This window comes from Saccharomonospora sp. NPDC046836 (assembly GCF_040645195.1).
GTDB lineage: Bacteria > Actinomycetota > Actinomycetes > Mycobacteriales > Pseudonocardiaceae > Prauserella_A.
The window spans coordinates 22,268-35,922 of record NZ_JBEYXW010000007.1; the positions used below are offsets into that span (position 1 = coordinate 22,268).

The window sequence follows — 13,655 nt, forward strand, 5'->3', positions numbered from 1 at the left end:
CAGATCGGCTACACTGGCATTGTGAGTCGTCCGGACCGCCCAGCGATACCGCTTCGCGAGCGCAAGCAGCAGCGCGCGCGAGAGGCGATTGTCCAGGCGGCGCACGAGTTGTTCGCCGAACGTGGATTCGACCGGGTCACCGTCGCGGACATCGCTGCCAGAGCCGAGGTCGGCAGGGCCACGTTCTTCCGCTACTTCGGCGACAAGCAGGAAGTGGTTTTCAACGGCGACGGCCAGGAGATCGCGACTGCCGTGGCCGAAGTCGCGCAGACGTCGCTCGACACGCCAATCGGCGACTCGCTTCCCGCCGCGCTCGGCTACGTGCGTGCGTTCGTCGTCACCTTCGTCAGCCGGCTTGTCCAGCGGCCGAAGGAGTACCGCCTGCACGAACAGCTGGTCGCCGAACAACCCGAGCTACGCGCGCGCAGTCTCCTCAAGCAGCGCGGCTACGTCGACAAGATCACCGAACTGCTCATCGAACACGGAGCCGACCGGGCGACCGCGGCACTCGCCGCCGAACTCGGCATGGCCTGCTTCTCCGCAGGTCGGACCGCAACCGACAACGACCCCAAGCGCCTAGTCGCCGCTGTCGAAGCCGCCTTCGACCGACTTCGCTGACACCGGAGCGGCGCCGCGAAGAACGCGGACGGCCTTCGGGCCGACTCCGTGCATCGCGAGCAACTCGGCATCGGTCAGTTCGGTGACCTGGTCGAGAGTGGTGATGCCGGCGCTGGTCAGCGCTTGTGTGGCGGGCCTTCCGATGGCCCTCGGCAGGTCACCGACGTCACCCGCAGCAGCAGAGTCCGCGGCGGCGAGCTGCGCCGCCAGCCGCTCCGGCGCACACGAGAGCCAGGCGCGACGTACCCAGTAGTTCAGCTGTTGACCGTTGATGTCCCCGATCGGGACACGGACGCCGTTGGCCGGTCGCTCAGCGGTCGGGTGCTGCGCGAGTAGCTCGTCCACGTCCGTCTCGGGGAGCCGGAGCTGCACGTACTTGTCCTTGTCCAGCAAGGCGAACCGCTTCTCGCAGACGGTGAAGGCGACCGTGCCGAGGCGGCCGTTCTTTTCGGCCGTCTCGGGGAGGGACAGCGCGGTCTTTCGCAGCTGGGCAAGGCTCGTCACCAGCTCACCTTCGCATACCGCGAGCCCGTGGCTCAGCGCCCACGCAGCAGGATGCCCCGTACGAATGCGGCCTGCCCGGCATGCTGCAGGCCGTCACCGACGACGCTGATCAGGCGCACGCCCAGTGTCACCGGCGGGTCCCAGCGCTCGTCGACGATCACGTCGAGATCGCTGTCGGTGATGCCACCGATGTAGTCGACGGCCTGCTCGTAGACCGCATCGTGGTAGCCGGTCAACAGCTGCGGCGAGGAGACCCGCACCTGGTCGACATCGCGCCTGGAGTGGCCGTAGCCGATGTCCTGGGGCGATAGCGGCAGACCGAAGCTCTCGGCCCAGCCCTTGGCCAGCCATACCTGGTCCAACCCTGCGACCTCGGCGATGTGGTCGTCCTCGACCCGGGTCAGGTGCCACACCAGCCAGCCGATCGAGTTGGCGGCGCTGTCGACCCGGTAGGCCAGCGCCTCCGCATCGAGCCCCTCGACGGTGTCGTGCACGACCTCCCGGATACGGCCGAACGCATCGGCCAGTAGCTCAGCACTTCCCATGCGGTAATTGTGTTTGATTCCGGAGGACCCTGCCGGACACTGCGTTCGTGGGGAGTTCACCGACACCGCAGCAGTTCACTGCGCTGGCCCGCTCGTCACCGTGGCGGTGGCGAACGCTGCGGTTCACAGTGAGCTGGCGGTTGCCGGACTGGGGCTTTCCCGCGGTCCGGGCATGGGTACGGCGACCCGACGGCCTCCGGGTGGAGACGCTCGACGGCGAGCTGCTGGACGCGAATGGGGCGAGCCGGCGCCAGGTCCACTCGAGTTCGGTGAGCTCGCCGCGGTGGAGCACCATGGCCGACCGGCCTGGCAGGCGACCGTGCGGCCGACGGCGGCGTACGCCCCGCGCTGCTCGTGCTGTCCGCTGCTGTTCTCCCGCGTCTGGCGAGGACAAGGAGGCCAGCGGCGGCGGGCCGTTGCTGCGCGAACGTGATCCCGGTTTGCGCTATGCCGACGCGTACCTGGTCCGGCTGGACGTGGCGACCGGCGTATGCGTCTACGCCGAGGAGCTCGGCGGGTCCCGCGCGGGCGCCGGGCACGACGTCACCATCGAGGCGGTCGGCGAGCGGCTGCCCGACGAGTTTTTCACGCAGCAGATTCCGCCACGGTCCTAAGTGGATGGTGTAGGACGCGGGCTGAGCGTGAGGGTGCCGCCGTCGACGCGCACGTGGAACCGGTCGGCGCCGAAGCGGAGCTCGCAGGCAATCTGGCGCCCTGCCGCGCGCTGCTGATCGAACGTGGTCCGAAGCGCCAGCAGCACCCTGGCTCGCACTGGGTAACCCCGCACGCAGGTCGGTGAAGCGCTTCGGCCGTGCAGCAGTTCTCGCACCACCAGCAGGGCCCATCGCTCACCAACGAGGTCGAGTGCACGCGCGACACCGCACTAATTTAGGACCAAGCCTGAAGGGAGGGCCCTCATGTCCGCACTGCCACAGGGAGACGTCGGCCTGCTGGAAACCGAAGTCGCGCAACGGCTGCTGCATTCGACCGAACTGGCGCGGCTCGCCTACACGGCAGCCGACGGCACACCCCGCGTTCTGCCGATGCTGTTCCACTGGACCGGCAGCGAGGTGGTGATGTCCACGTTCGCCGGTGCGCACAAGATCGCCGCGCTACGGGCCCGGCCGGACGTCGCGTTGACCATCGACACGTCGGCAATACCGCCGGAGGTGCTACTGATCCGGGGCCGTGCGGTGGTCACCGACGTGGACGGCGTCGTCGAGGAGTACGCGCTGGCCCAGCGCCGCTACTACGGCGACGAGCAGGCAGCGGCGGCGCTGGCCGAGGTCGACGGTCCGGGCACTCGGATGGCCCGTATCGCCGTGCGGCCCACCTGGGTCGGCGTGCTGGACTTCCGGACCCGGTTCCCCGGCGTACTGGCGGCATCGTGACCACATTTGTGCTCCTACCCGGTGCGGGGTCCGATTCGTGGTACTGGCACCGCGTGGTGCCGGAGTTGCGCGCATACGGCTACGGCGTGCTGACACCCGACCTGCCGTGCGGCGACGACTCGGCAGGGCTGGCCGAGTACGCCGACACGGTGGTGGCCGCCATCGGGCAGCGCACCGGTCTGGTGCTGGTGGCGCAGTCGATGGCCGCGTTCACCGCCCCGCTGGTGTGCGAGCGGGTGCCGGTGGACCTGCTGGTACTCGTCGCGGGGATGACGCCGGCACCAGACGAGTCACCCGGCGACTGGTGGGCCAACACCGGGCAGCCGCAGGCGCAGCGGGAGCAGGCGGAACGCGAGGGCAGGGCCACCGCCGGGGAACCGGACCTCGTCGAACTGTTCTTCCACGACGTTCCGGCTGATGTGCGCGCGGAGGCGTTCGCCCTCGGCGAGAAACGGCAGTCCGGCACACCGTTCGAGCAGCCCTGGCCGTTGAAAGCCTGGCCCGACGTGCCGACCAGGTTCCTGCTGTGCCGTGACGATCGGCTCTTCCCCGCCGACTTCCAGCGCCGCGTGGTACGCGAGCGGCTAGGCATCGTGCCCGACGAGATGGACGGTGGCCACCTGCCCGCGCTGGCCCGCCCCCAGGAGCTCGCCGAACGCCTGCACGCCTACCGCACTTCCACCTAGCAAACGTTTGCGGTTGTTTCACGACTGCGGTAGGGCGGCGGCTAGGGCGTCGACGGTGGCAGGGGACAGCATCTCGTCTGCAACCAGGCCGGCGAGGCCGACGAAGGCACCGTTCTCCCCCAGCTGGGACGGCTCGATGTCGAGGCTGCGCAACGCGCTGGCATGCGCGTTGGCCTCCACTGTCCGCCGTAGCGCTTCGAGGAACGGCGGCAGCACGCCGATCGCACCACCCACCCGCACGTACCGCGGGTTGATGATCGTGACCATCGTGGCGAGGACCGTGCCGACCAGGCGCCCGGCCTCAGCGGCCGCGCGGACGGCGTCGCCCCGCCCCTCGTCGACCCTGCGCACGACGTCGGCGATCGTGCGCACACCGGTCGACCGGAGGATCCGCGTCAGCGCCTGCCCGCTCGCGCTGGCCGCCACGCAACCACGCCGTCCGCAGCTGCACTGCTGCTCGCTGCCCTCGATCCGCATGTGCCCGATCTCGCCGGCTGAGCCGCTCTCCCCGCGATGGATGCGCCCGGAGATCACGACACCGGTGCCGATCCCAGTACCGACCTTGACGCCGACCAGCGTCGCGTCCGGCCTGCCCATGGCGTAGTAGTCACCGAGCGTGAGCGCGTTGGCGTCGTTCTCCAGCAGCACCGGCACCCCGAAAACCTCAGCGAACGGCCTGCGCAGCGGCGTGCCGTTCCAGTCGGGCATGGTCGGCGGCGCGACGGTCACACCCCGCTCGTGGTCGATCTGACCGGGCACCGACAGCGCCATCGCACACAGCGTGTCGGCCCGCCCGGTGCGTTCCAGCAGCCGCTTTCCGGCGTCGAGCAGCATGGGAACGACCTCCTGCGGACTGTGTCGAACAGCCAGCCGGTGGTCGTCGCGCGCGAACACCGTGCCCCGCAGATCGACGACGGCCAGCGTCGCGTGGCTCTGGCCGAGGTCGGCCACGAGCGCGGTCCGCCCGGTGTCGTTGACCTCCAGCATCTCGGCACGCCGCCCGCCGCTGGATTCGCGGTGACCTGCCTGCCGCACGAGCCCGAGCCGGCGCAGCAGGTCGAGCCGCTCGACGAGCGTGACACGCGAGAGCCCCACCCGCTCCTGCAGTTCCAGCCGGGTCAGCGGCCCTTCGGCGCGCAGCACGGCGAGGACGTGTCCCGGTGAGGTGGGACTCGTCGGCGTCTCCTTGGTCACGAGCACGTTGACAATATCTCGCAGAGTACTTATGTTAACCAACCTGACAAAAGTACGTAACATTTCCAGGGGGCTGCCGATGCCGGGGATGCGGGGTGCGGGCCTCACCCGCCGTTCCGTGCTACGCGCGGCCGGACTCGGCGCCCTCGCACTGTCTGCGGGCTGTACCGGCTTCGCCACCACGGGCAACGGCGGGATGGTGTTCCTGTCGACCCAGTTCCGGCCGGTCGACGAGGCCGAACGCTTCCGCGGGCTGCTCTCGCGCTCGGGGCCCGCCGGCGTCAGCTATGTGACCATTGAGGACGGTCCCTTCAGCGGCCAGGTCCGCAGCCAGATCGACGCGGGCGCAACGCAGATCGGCCTGCTCGGCGGGCTGCACGGCGACCTCGCCCCACTCGCGGGCGACTACCTGGAGGACCTCACCGACGTCCTCGTCGATCTCGGTGACCGCGGCTGGCCCGCCGAGTACCTCCGGCTCGCCAAGGCAGGCACCGACCGCACCTGGTACGTCCCCTGGGCCAACGCCAGCTATGTGCTCGCCGCGCATGCCGACGCACTGCAACACCTGCCTTCCGGCGCGGACGCCACCGCGCTGACCTACGACCAGTTTTTGGACTGGGCCATCGCGGCCCGCCGCGCCAACGGCAACCGGCCGATGCTCGGGCTGCCCGCCGGCCCCAAGGGACTGCTGCACCGCTTCACTCAGGGCTATCTGCTGCCGTCCTTCACCGGCGGCCAGATCACCACGTTCCGCTCGGCGGAGGCCGTGACGGCATGGGGGTACTTCCGGGAACTGTGGGCCAACTGCACACCGTCGAGCACCACCTACGACTTCATGCAGGAGCCGCTGGACAGCGGCGAGGTGCGCATGGCGTGGGACCACGTCGTGCGACTGGTGTCCGCTCCGGAACGGGACCCGCAGAACTGGCGCATGCTCCCCTCGCCACGTGGCCCGCGGGGCCTCGGCTACATGGCGGTCGTCGCCGGGCTCGCGGTCCCGAAGGACAGCACTGATCCCGAGCTGGCACGGCGGACGATCGACGCGCTGTGCCGCCCGCAGACCCAGGTGGACCTGTTGCGGTCCAACAGTTTCTTCCCCGCCGTGGCCGCGCGGATTCCGGACGACCTGCCGCCTGCCATCAAGCTGGAGGCCGATGCGGTGCGACGGCAACAGGCGGCCGAGGGCGCCATCCTCTCGTTGCCCCCGGTCGGGCTCGGCACGCGCGAGGGTGAGGTCAGCAAGGTCTTCCAGGACACGTTCCGCTCCATCGTGCTCGACGGCGCCGACATCCGATCCACACTGGACTCACAGGCCCGGGTTCTGCAGGGCATTATGGACGATCTCCAGGTGCCCTGCTGGGCACCGGATCCCGCCGCCGACCGCTGCGAGGTGGCCTGACGTGACGAGCATGCGACTGCGTCCCCCGTGGCTGCTTTTGCTGCCCTCCATCGTGCTGCTGGTGGCACTGTTCGGCTGGCCGCTCGTGCAGGGCGTGCTCGAAGCCTTCCGCGACGACGGTGGCTTCACACTGGCCCACTGGGAACGCCTCTTCGCCGACGCGAACTTCTGGCGCGCGCTACGCAACACCTTGCTGCTGATCGTCATCGTGGTACCGGTCCAGCTCGCGCTGGCCATCGGCATGGCCCTGCTCATGCAGGCCCGGCCGAAGTTCGCGGGCGGGCACTTCTACCTGTGGTGCATTCCGCTGGCGATCTCCGAACTGGCGGCCGGCCTGGTGTGGCTGTCCATTTTCGACAACCGGGGGTACCTGAACTCACTACTCGTCGGGCTCGGCCTTTCCGAGAACGGTGTGCAGTGGCTGAACTACGAGAACACCACGACGATGCTGCTCACCGTCGTGATCGCGGAGATCTGGCGGGCCACCTCGCTGGTGTTCGTGATCGTGGTCGCCGGGGTGCAGATGATCCCGCGCGAGTACGACGAGGCGGCGCAGGTGTTCGGCGCGAGTTTCTGGCAGCGCCTGCGGCACGTCACCCTGCCGCTGCTCGGTCCGAGCCTGCAGGTCGCGCTGATCCTGCGGACGATACTGGCGCTGCAGGCCTTTGCCGTGGCACAGGCGCTCACCGGGCGGGATTTCCCGTTGCTCGTCGGTGAGACCTACGAGTGGTACGTGAACCTGCAGAACCCCGCCGTCGCGAGCGCTGTCGCACTCGTCGTGCTGGTGATCTCGCTCGGCACAGCGGTGTTGTACCTGCGAACCGTCCGCCAGCCGGAGGGTGCCCGATGACAACGGAGTTACGGCAACCGGTCGAAAGCACGGGCGCAGCGGCCACGCTGCCACCGGTGGATCTGGCTCCACTGCGGCGGCGCCGGGTCCGCGCCGCCTGGGTACAGGCCGCTTGCATCGCGGTGACGGTCTTCATGGCGCTGCCGATCGTCCTCATCGGACTCGCTGCCGTGTCATCCCGCAACGCTTTGGTGCAGTTCCCGAAACCGTTGCTGCCCAGCGAGTACTCGACCGAGACACTGCTCGCCTTCTTCCAGGCGACCGGCACGTTCCCGGCGCTGGGCAACTCCCTGCTCGTCGGCATCTACACCGTGGTGTGGTCGCTGCTGATCGGCGCCCCGGCCGGGTACGCCCTCGCCCGGTACGCCTTCCGCGGCAAAGACGTCTACCAGGTGTTCGTCCTGCTCGTGCGCGCGCTGCCGATCGTGGTGCTGTCCGTACCGCTGGCCACGATGTTCCTGCGCCTGGACGTCTACGACACAGTGTTCGCGGTGACGCTGGTGCACACCACGCTGGCCCTGCCGACCACGGTGCTCATCACGGCGAGCATCTTCGTGGCCGTACCGACAGACGTCGAGGAGGCCGCTCAGGTCTTCGGCTGCACGCGCTGGCAGGCGGCACGCAAGGTGGTCGTCCCGCTCGCACTGCCCGGCCTCGCGGCATCGTCGATCTTCACATTCGTGTTGTCCTGGAACGAGATTCTCGGCGCGACCGTGGTGACACTCGGCCACCGAACCTTGCCGGCACAGGTGCTCACCGCACTCGACGAGGCGTCGACGGCCTACCGCTTCGCGGGCGGTTTCGCGCTCATCCTGCCCGCACTGCTGTTCATCTTCGTGATGCGGCGCTACCTGGTGAACATGTGGGGAACGACGCTGCGATGAGGGAGTACTGAGGTGGCTGAGGTTGTCCTGCGGGACCTGGTCAAGACCTATCCCGGCGCGACGGCGCGCGCGACCGACGAGGTCTCGCTCGAAATCGCCGACGGCGAGTTCATGGTGCTGCTCGGCCCGTCCGGCTGCGGCAAGACGACGCTGCTGCGCATGGTCGCCGGGCTCGAGATGCCCGACGCGGGCCAGATCGTGATCGGCGGCAAGGACGTCACCTACCTGGAACCAAGGCGGCGCAACCTGTCCATGGTCTTCCAGTCCTATGCGGTATTCCCCAACAAGAAGGTCGCCGACAACATCGGCTTCGGACTGCAGGTCCACGGCGTGCCCGCCGGCGAGGTCCGCCGCAAGGTCGAGTGGGCCGCCGATCTGCTGCAGCTGACCCCATATCTCGACCGGTACCCGGCGAAGCTGTCCGGCGGTCAGCGCCAGCGCGTGGCCGTAGCGCGGGCCATCGTGATGGACGCCGACGTGTTGCTCATGGACGAACCACTGTCCAATCTGGACGCCCTGCTGCGGTTGTCCTTTCGCGCCGAGCTGAAGAAGCTCGTCAGCGAGCTCGGTACCACCACGCTCTACGTCACGCACGATCAGGTCGAGGCCCTCTCCCTCGGTGATCGGGTCGCAGTCATGCGTAACGGCGAGATCGCCCAGTGCGACGCACCCACCGCGGTCTACGACGATCCGGCCAGCCAGTTCGTCGGCGGTTTTCTCGGCAGCCCACCGATGAACTTCCTGACCGGCACCGTCGAGCAGGCGGCGGAAGGCTCCCGCCTCGACCTCGGCGGCCAGTCGCTCACCGTGCCCGCCGCGCTGTCGGCCTACGCCGGCAAGCCGCTCACACTCGGCATCCGGCCGGAAGCCATCGAGGTCGCCGACGGCGATGGTGCGCTGACCGGTGAGCTCCAGGTACTGGAACCGCTCGGTTCGTCGGCGTTGCTGACGACCGACATCGACGGGCAGACGGTGAAGGTGCAGGCACCGCCGAGCTTCCGCGCCGATCCCGCCGAGCGCTTGAGCCTGCGCATCCCGCCCGAAGCCTGCCGTTGGTACGACCCCGAGACGAGCTTGCTACTGGAGGTCCGGTGATCACCGCCGCGGGCGACCGCGATGTCCACTTCGAACCCGTCAGCCTGGCGGCCCGCGCGGCACTCGTGCTGCGTGACAACGACACCGGCCGGCTGGTCACCGCCTCCCCGAGGCTCTATCCGCACATGTGGAGCTGGGACGCGGCGTTCATCTCGATCGGGCTCGCGCACCTGGACGTGGGGCGTGCCGCCGCCGAACTCGACACGCTGCTCGCCGCTCAGTGGCGCGACGGGATGATCCCGCACATCGTCTTCACCACCGACACCGACTACTTCCCCGGGCCGGACAGGTGGGGCACCGACGCCGCTCCACAGCGCCCGGACGGCGTGCGGACGTCCGGTATCTGCCAGCCGCCTGTGCATGCAATCGCCGTCCGGCGCATCGTCGACATCGCACGACGCACCTCACGAGCCGACGGCGAACTGGCGGAGACGTTCGCCCAGCGAGCATGGCCCGCGCTCTACCGCTGGCACCGCTGGATCGTCCGGCACCGGATGCCCGACGCGAGCGGCCTGCTGGCGATCGTGCACGGCTGGGAGTCCGGAATGGACAACTCGCCGCGCTGGGACGAGCCGTACGCGGCAGTTGTGCCCGGACCGGATCTTCCGCCGTATGTCCGCCTCGACCTGCTACAGGTGGACGACCCGGGCGAGCGGCCGAGCGATGTCGAGTACGACCGCTACCTGTGGCTCATCGAGCAGATGCGGCGGGCCGGATACCACCCGGACAAGGTGGTGCAGACGTCGAGTTTCCTGGTCGGCGACGTGTTCAGCACGGCGGTCTTCGCGCTGGCCAGCGACACACTGGCCGGGCTCGGCGAGGAGCTCGGCAGCCCGCACGACCAGATCGCCGAGTTGCGGACGTGGGCGGAGAAGGCGAGAGCCGCGGTGGCGATGAGCTGCCATCCCGAGACCGGCATGGCCAGGGACCGCGACATCCGGCGGGGCCGCTGGCTGACGACACAGACACTCGCCGGTTTCGCGCCGCTGCTCTGCGGTGGCCTGCCCGCAGACGTCGAACGGCAACTGATGTCCACGCTGGACGGTCCGGATTGGACAGGGCATCCGGATCTGCTGGCTGCCGTGCCACCGTCGGTCTCACCGTCCTCGCCGGATTTCGACCCCCGGCTGTACTGGCGGGGCCCACAGTGGCCGGTGATCACCTGGCTGTTCGGCTGGGCGTTCGAGCAGCGTGACTGGCCCCGGCATGCCAGCGAGTTCCGCGCGCAGGGCGTGCACCTGGTCTCCGAAGGATCATTCGGTGAGTACTACGAACCGTTCACGGGGCGCCCGCTGGGCAGCACGAACCAGTCGTGGACCGCGGCGGTGGTACTGGACTGGCTGTGCGGTGTCTAGCTCGGCTCACATGCCTGCCAGAACCGTAGGCCGAACGGGGACACCCGCACGGTCCGGCGCACGAAGCGGGCACGTTTGACCAGCTGCTCGGCCGCGCGCACGACGTCGTCGGTCAGCAGGATCTCGTACTGGGTGCTCAACTCGGGCTCCTCCGCGTCGATCTCGGCGAGGCCGAGTCCGACGAGCCGGGTCACGTACGCGGGCACGTGGTCCAGAAGGGACACACCGGCTGCCTTGCCGACGGTCGAGGCGTTGCGCAGCACCACCCGGCCCGCGGTACCCAGGCTCGCCCGCTCGACGACGTCGACGAGCGGGAACGGCGAGCCGTCGGACAACACGGAGAGAATGCGGGCTTCGTCCGGGGTCAGCTGGCGCAGGATGGTCGCGTAGAGGTAGTCGCGGGCGCGGTCGGCGTCCATAGTGGTGGAACGGTGCAACAGCTCCGCCATGCCGGTACGAAGAGATTCGGGCTCGGCATCCTGGTACGAGTCGGCCACGCCATCGAGCCGTCTGCGTAGCTCGGCGAGCGCCTTCTGCTCGAGCGTCCGCAGGCTCCGCTCTGCGCTGTCGGCACCGGGCAGGCGCCTGCCGATGGCGTAGCCGGTTCGCGCGGCCCTGCCGGCGAGCCGGCCAGCACGGTACACCAGGTCTGGCGAGTCCACGGCGGTGATGCTACTGCGCCGTAACTATCTTGGCCGATCCTGCTCCGTACCCAGAAAACCCCAGTTCTGTAGGGCTCTCCGGATGAAGTCGGCACCGATACGGTTGGCCTCACCGGCGTTGCCAGTCACCCGATCCGGGGTATCGTCCGGCAACTCGACCACCCGATCGCGTTCGGCATGCGGGTGCTTCCACGACTCCCCGCACCCGTTGGGGCACGGCATTTCGACAGTGCGCAGGACCTGGGAGCCAGACTGTGGTTGCTGCCAGGACAGGGTGCCGCTGCCGCGGCAGAGTGCACAGTCACCACTGGCGTCACTTGGGGACTTGCCCGAGCCCTCCGCAGTTGCCACAGGGGTCCTTCCGGTTGGGAGCGAGCCCGGAGCCGTGACAGCGCGGGCAGTCAACCATGTCACCGAAATACATCGAGCACCTTCCCCCTGACGGTTGAAAGTGCAAACAGCATAGATCGCACCCGGCGCGACCGTCCGCCAGGCCTAGTATCGCTTGCTCCATTCGCCCTAGCATTCCGACATTCGCGTGCATCTTTCCTGCTCCACGCGGCCCAGCAGCTACGAGCGTTTGGTCCACAGCAGCCGGAGGCCGTTGAGCGCGACGATGATCGTGGAGCCTTCATGGCCCGCGACGCCGAGCGGCAGCGGCAGGTAACCGACGATGTCCCACACCACCAGCACCACGATGAAGGTGCCGGCGATGGCCAGGTTGGCCTTCACGAAGCGGCGCGCGCGGCGCGACAGCTCGATCATCGCGGGCACGGTCGCCAGCTCGTCACGCACGATCACGGCGTCAGCGGTTTCCAGTGCGAGGTCCGCCCCCGCCCGGCCCATGGCGACACCGGCATGCGCGGCGGCCAGCGCAGGCGCGTCGTTGATCCCATCACCCACGACGAGCACGCGTTCCCCGGCGGCTTCGAGCTCTCGGACCGCGGCGACCTTGCCGTCGGGCAGCAGCCCGGCCCGGACATCACCGATGCCGACCCCGCTCGCGAGCCGGGCAGCCGCGCGCGGGTTGTCACCGGTCAGCAGCACCGGCGAGCGGCCGGTGACCTCGCCGATCCTGGCGATCGTGGCCATGGCGTCGGGTCGCGGCTGGTCGGAGAGCGCCAGCACCCCGGCCACCTCGCCGTCGACGCGCACCACAGCCGCGGTCGAGCCGGCGTCCTCGATGCCGGAGGCGAGCTGCGTGCCACCGAGATGGGTCACGCTGCCGACCTCGACCAACGTGCCGGCCACCCGCGCCCGCACACCGCGCCCGGGCAGTGCGCTGAACGACTCGGCGCGCGGCACCCGCACACCCTCGGCACGCGCGGCCACCACGATCGCCCTGGCCAGCGGGTGCTCGCTGGGGTACTCGGCACCTGCGGCGAGAGCGAGCAGCTTCTCCCGCCGCACTCCCTCGGCGAGCCGAACGTCGTCGAGCCTCGGCACGCCGGTGGTCAGCGTGCCGGTCTTGTCGAAGGCCACCGTCGTGGCCTCACCGAGGCGCTCCATCACGACGGCCGACTTGACCAGCACGCCGCGCCGTCCAGCGTTGGCGATCGCCGCGAGCAGCGGCGGCATTGTCGCGAGCACGACAGCGCACGGCGACGCCACGATCATGAAGGTCATCGCACGCAGCAGTGCCGACTGCAGGTCGGCGCCGAACGCCAGCGGGACCAGGAACAACGCGAGCGTGGCGACCACGACGCCGACCGAGTACCGCTGCTCGATCTTCTCGACGAAGAGCTGCGTCGGCGCCTTGGTGGCCGAAGCCTCCTCGACCATGGCGACGATCCGCGCCACCACGGTCTCAGCAGCGGGCCTGCTCACCTTCACGGTCAGCGCCCCTGCACCGTTGAGCGTGCCCGCGAAGACCTCGTCACCCTGCGCCTTCGCCGCGGGCAAGGGCTCGCCGGTGATGGTGGACTGGTCGGCCTCGCTCTCGCCGTCGACGACGATCCCGTCGGCGCCGATCCGCTCGCCCGGCCGCACCAGGACGAGGTCGCCGACCTGCAGCATGGCGGTGTCGACCTGCTCCTCACCGTCGTCGGTGAGCCTGGTGGCGCGCGGTGGCGCCAGGTCGAGCAGGCTACGCACGCTGTCCTCGGTGCGCTGGGTCGCATACGCCTCCAGCGCGCCCGACGTCGCGAAGATGACGATCAGCAGTGCGCCGTCGAAGACCTGACCGATGGCCGCGGCGCCGATGGCCGCGACGACCATCAGCAGATCAACGTCGAGCGTCTTCTCCCGCAGTGCCTGGAACCCGGCGAGCGCCGGTTCCCAGCCACCCGCGAGGTAACACGCCAGGTAGAGCGTCCACCACGTCCAGGCCGGCGCCCCGGCCAGCTGAGTCACGCCGCCCCCCGCGAACAGGGCCGTCGCGAGCGCGGCCCAGCGGATCTCGGAGAGTCGCCACATCTTGGTCACGACGACACACTATCTGCGCATTCACGCAGATACGCAACCAGTGGACCA

At 69.3% G+C, this 13,655-nt stretch carries 16 protein-coding genes and 1 pseudogene; 9 read left to right on the plus strand and 8 right to left on the minus strand.

Annotated features, from left to right (window positions below):
* The first annotated feature begins 21 nt into the window (after positions 1–21).
* Positions 22–618, plus strand: coding sequence for a TetR family transcriptional regulator (locus tag ABZ863_RS11350; protein ID WP_358534007.1), 597 nt, complete (start codon positions 22–24; stop codon positions 616–618).
* Here the strand turns inward: ABZ863_RS11350 and ABZ863_RS11355 are convergent.
* Positions 577–1,122, minus strand: coding sequence for a hypothetical protein (locus ABZ863_RS11355; protein WP_358534010.1), 546 nt, complete (start codon positions 1,120–1,122; stop codon positions 577–579). The genes ABZ863_RS11350 and ABZ863_RS11355 overlap by 42 nt on opposite strands.
* 32 nt (positions 1,123–1,154) lie before the next feature.
* Positions 1,155–1,667 carry a DUF664 domain-containing protein gene (locus ABZ863_RS11360; protein ID WP_358534013.1) on the minus strand — a complete coding sequence of 171 codons (513 nt, stop codon included), beginning with the start codon at positions 1,665–1,667 and terminating at the stop codon, positions 1,155–1,157.
* A 47-nt stretch (positions 1,668–1,714) separates the two neighbouring features.
* Between ABZ863_RS11360 and ABZ863_RS11365 the strand changes: the two genes are divergently transcribed.
* Entirely contained in the window at positions 1,715–2,281 is a 567-nt protein-coding gene (locus tag ABZ863_RS11365; RefSeq protein WP_358534407.1) for a hypothetical protein, read from the plus strand.
* Here the strand turns inward: ABZ863_RS11365 and ABZ863_RS11370 are convergent.
* Positions 2,278–2,454: a hypothetical protein gene (locus ABZ863_RS11370; RefSeq protein ID WP_358534409.1), complete on the minus strand. Its 177-nt coding sequence runs from the start codon at positions 2,452–2,454 to the stop codon at positions 2,278–2,280. The genes ABZ863_RS11365 and ABZ863_RS11370 overlap by 4 nt on opposite strands.
* Positions 2,432–2,586: pseudogene (locus ABZ863_RS11375) on the minus strand (winged helix-turn-helix transcriptional regulator); the annotation flags it as partial. The gene ABZ863_RS11370 and the pseudogene ABZ863_RS11375, both read right to left, overlap by 23 nt.
* On the opposite strand from ABZ863_RS11375, the gene ABZ863_RS11380 reads away from it, so the two are divergent.
* Positions 2,585–3,058, plus strand: a complete 474-nt coding sequence (locus ABZ863_RS11380) for a pyridoxamine 5'-phosphate oxidase family protein (protein ID WP_358534016.1) — start codon at positions 2,585–2,587, stop codon at positions 3,056–3,058. The pseudogene ABZ863_RS11375 and the gene ABZ863_RS11380 sit on opposite strands and share 2 nt — an antisense overlap.
* Positions 3,055–3,744, plus strand: a complete 690-nt coding sequence (locus tag ABZ863_RS11385; RefSeq protein ID WP_358534018.1) for an alpha/beta hydrolase — start codon at positions 3,055–3,057, stop codon at positions 3,742–3,744. Before ABZ863_RS11380 ends, ABZ863_RS11385 begins: the two co-directional genes overlap by 4 nt.
* Positions 3,745–3,762: 18 nt before the next feature.
* Here ABZ863_RS11385 and ABZ863_RS11390 read toward each other — a convergent pair whose 3' ends face one another.
* A complete protein-coding gene (locus tag ABZ863_RS11390; RefSeq protein WP_358534021.1) occupies positions 3,763–4,944 on the minus strand; it encodes an ROK family protein in 1,182 nt (393 codons plus the stop codon).
* Between the two features lie 73 nt (positions 4,945–5,017).
* Here ABZ863_RS11390 and ABZ863_RS11395 point away from each other — a divergent pair, with 73 nt between their 5' ends.
* From ABZ863_RS11395 to ABZ863_RS11415, 5 genes are read left to right on the plus strand one after another with little or no spacing between them, the layout of a single operon-like run.
* Entirely contained in the window at positions 5,018–6,337 is a 1,320-nt protein-coding gene (locus ABZ863_RS11395; RefSeq protein ID WP_358534024.1) for an extracellular solute-binding protein, read from the plus strand.
* A gap of 10 nt (positions 6,338–6,347) precedes the next feature.
* Positions 6,348–7,187: a sugar ABC transporter permease gene (locus ABZ863_RS11400; RefSeq protein ID WP_358534385.1), complete on the plus strand. Its 840-nt coding sequence runs from the start codon at positions 6,348–6,350 to the stop codon at positions 7,185–7,187.
* Entirely contained in the window at positions 7,184–8,071 is an 888-nt protein-coding gene (locus ABZ863_RS11405) for a carbohydrate ABC transporter permease (RefSeq protein WP_358534027.1), read from the plus strand. The genes ABZ863_RS11400 and ABZ863_RS11405 overlap by 4 nt, the downstream gene beginning before the upstream one ends.
* A gap of 12 nt (positions 8,072–8,083) precedes the next feature.
* Positions 8,084–9,166 (plus strand): ABC transporter ATP-binding protein, encoded by a 1,083-nt coding sequence (locus ABZ863_RS11410; protein WP_358534030.1) that lies wholly within the window; start codon positions 8,084–8,086, stop codon positions 9,164–9,166.
* Positions 9,163–10,521, plus strand: coding sequence for a glycogen debranching protein (locus ABZ863_RS11415; RefSeq protein ID WP_358534033.1), 1,359 nt, complete (start codon positions 9,163–9,165; stop codon positions 10,519–10,521). The genes ABZ863_RS11410 and ABZ863_RS11415 overlap by 4 nt, the downstream gene beginning before the upstream one ends.
* Here ABZ863_RS11415 and ABZ863_RS11420 read toward each other — a convergent pair.
* The 3 genes from ABZ863_RS11420 to ABZ863_RS11430 form a co-directional block, all read right to left on the minus strand.
* Positions 10,518–11,183 carry an Abi-alpha family protein gene (locus ABZ863_RS11420; protein ID WP_358534036.1) on the minus strand — a complete coding sequence of 222 codons (666 nt, stop codon included), beginning with the start codon at positions 11,181–11,183 and terminating at the stop codon, positions 10,518–10,520. The two genes, ABZ863_RS11415 and ABZ863_RS11420, sit on opposite strands and share 4 nt — an antisense overlap.
* A gap of 24 nt (positions 11,184–11,207) precedes the next feature.
* On the minus strand, positions 11,208–11,534 hold the full coding sequence (locus ABZ863_RS11425; RefSeq protein ID WP_358534038.1) for a hypothetical protein: 327 nt from the start codon (positions 11,532–11,534) through the stop codon (positions 11,208–11,210).
* Between the two features lie 219 nt (positions 11,535–11,753).
* Positions 11,754–13,598 (minus strand): heavy metal translocating P-type ATPase, encoded by a 1,845-nt coding sequence (locus tag ABZ863_RS11430; protein ID WP_358534387.1) that lies wholly within the window; start codon positions 13,596–13,598, stop codon positions 11,754–11,756.
* Between the last annotated feature and the right edge of the window lie 57 nt (positions 13,599–13,655).

Coding starts and splice junctions, on each gene's coding strand:
- ABZ863_RS11405 (WP_358534027.1), top strand. CDS start 7,184: ATGACAACGGAGTTACGGCAACCGGTCGAAAGCACGGGCGCAGCGGCC.
- ABZ863_RS11395 (WP_358534024.1), top strand. CDS start 5,018: ATGCCGGGGATGCGGGGTGCGGGCCTCACCCGCCGTTCCGTGCTACGC.
- ABZ863_RS11380 (WP_358534016.1), top strand. CDS start 2,585: ATGTCCGCACTGCCACAGGGAGACGTCGGCCTGCTGGAAACCGAAGTC.
- ABZ863_RS11360 (WP_358534013.1), bottom strand. CDS start 1,667: ATGGGAAGTGCTGAGCTACTGGCCGATGCGTTCGGCCGTATCCGGGAG.
- ABZ863_RS11430 (WP_358534387.1), bottom strand. CDS start 13,598: ATGTGGCGACTCTCCGAGATCCGCTGGGCCGCGCTCGCGACGGCCCTG.
- ABZ863_RS11400 (WP_358534385.1), top strand. CDS start 6,348: ATGCGACTGCGTCCCCCGTGGCTGCTTTTGCTGCCCTCCATCGTGCTG.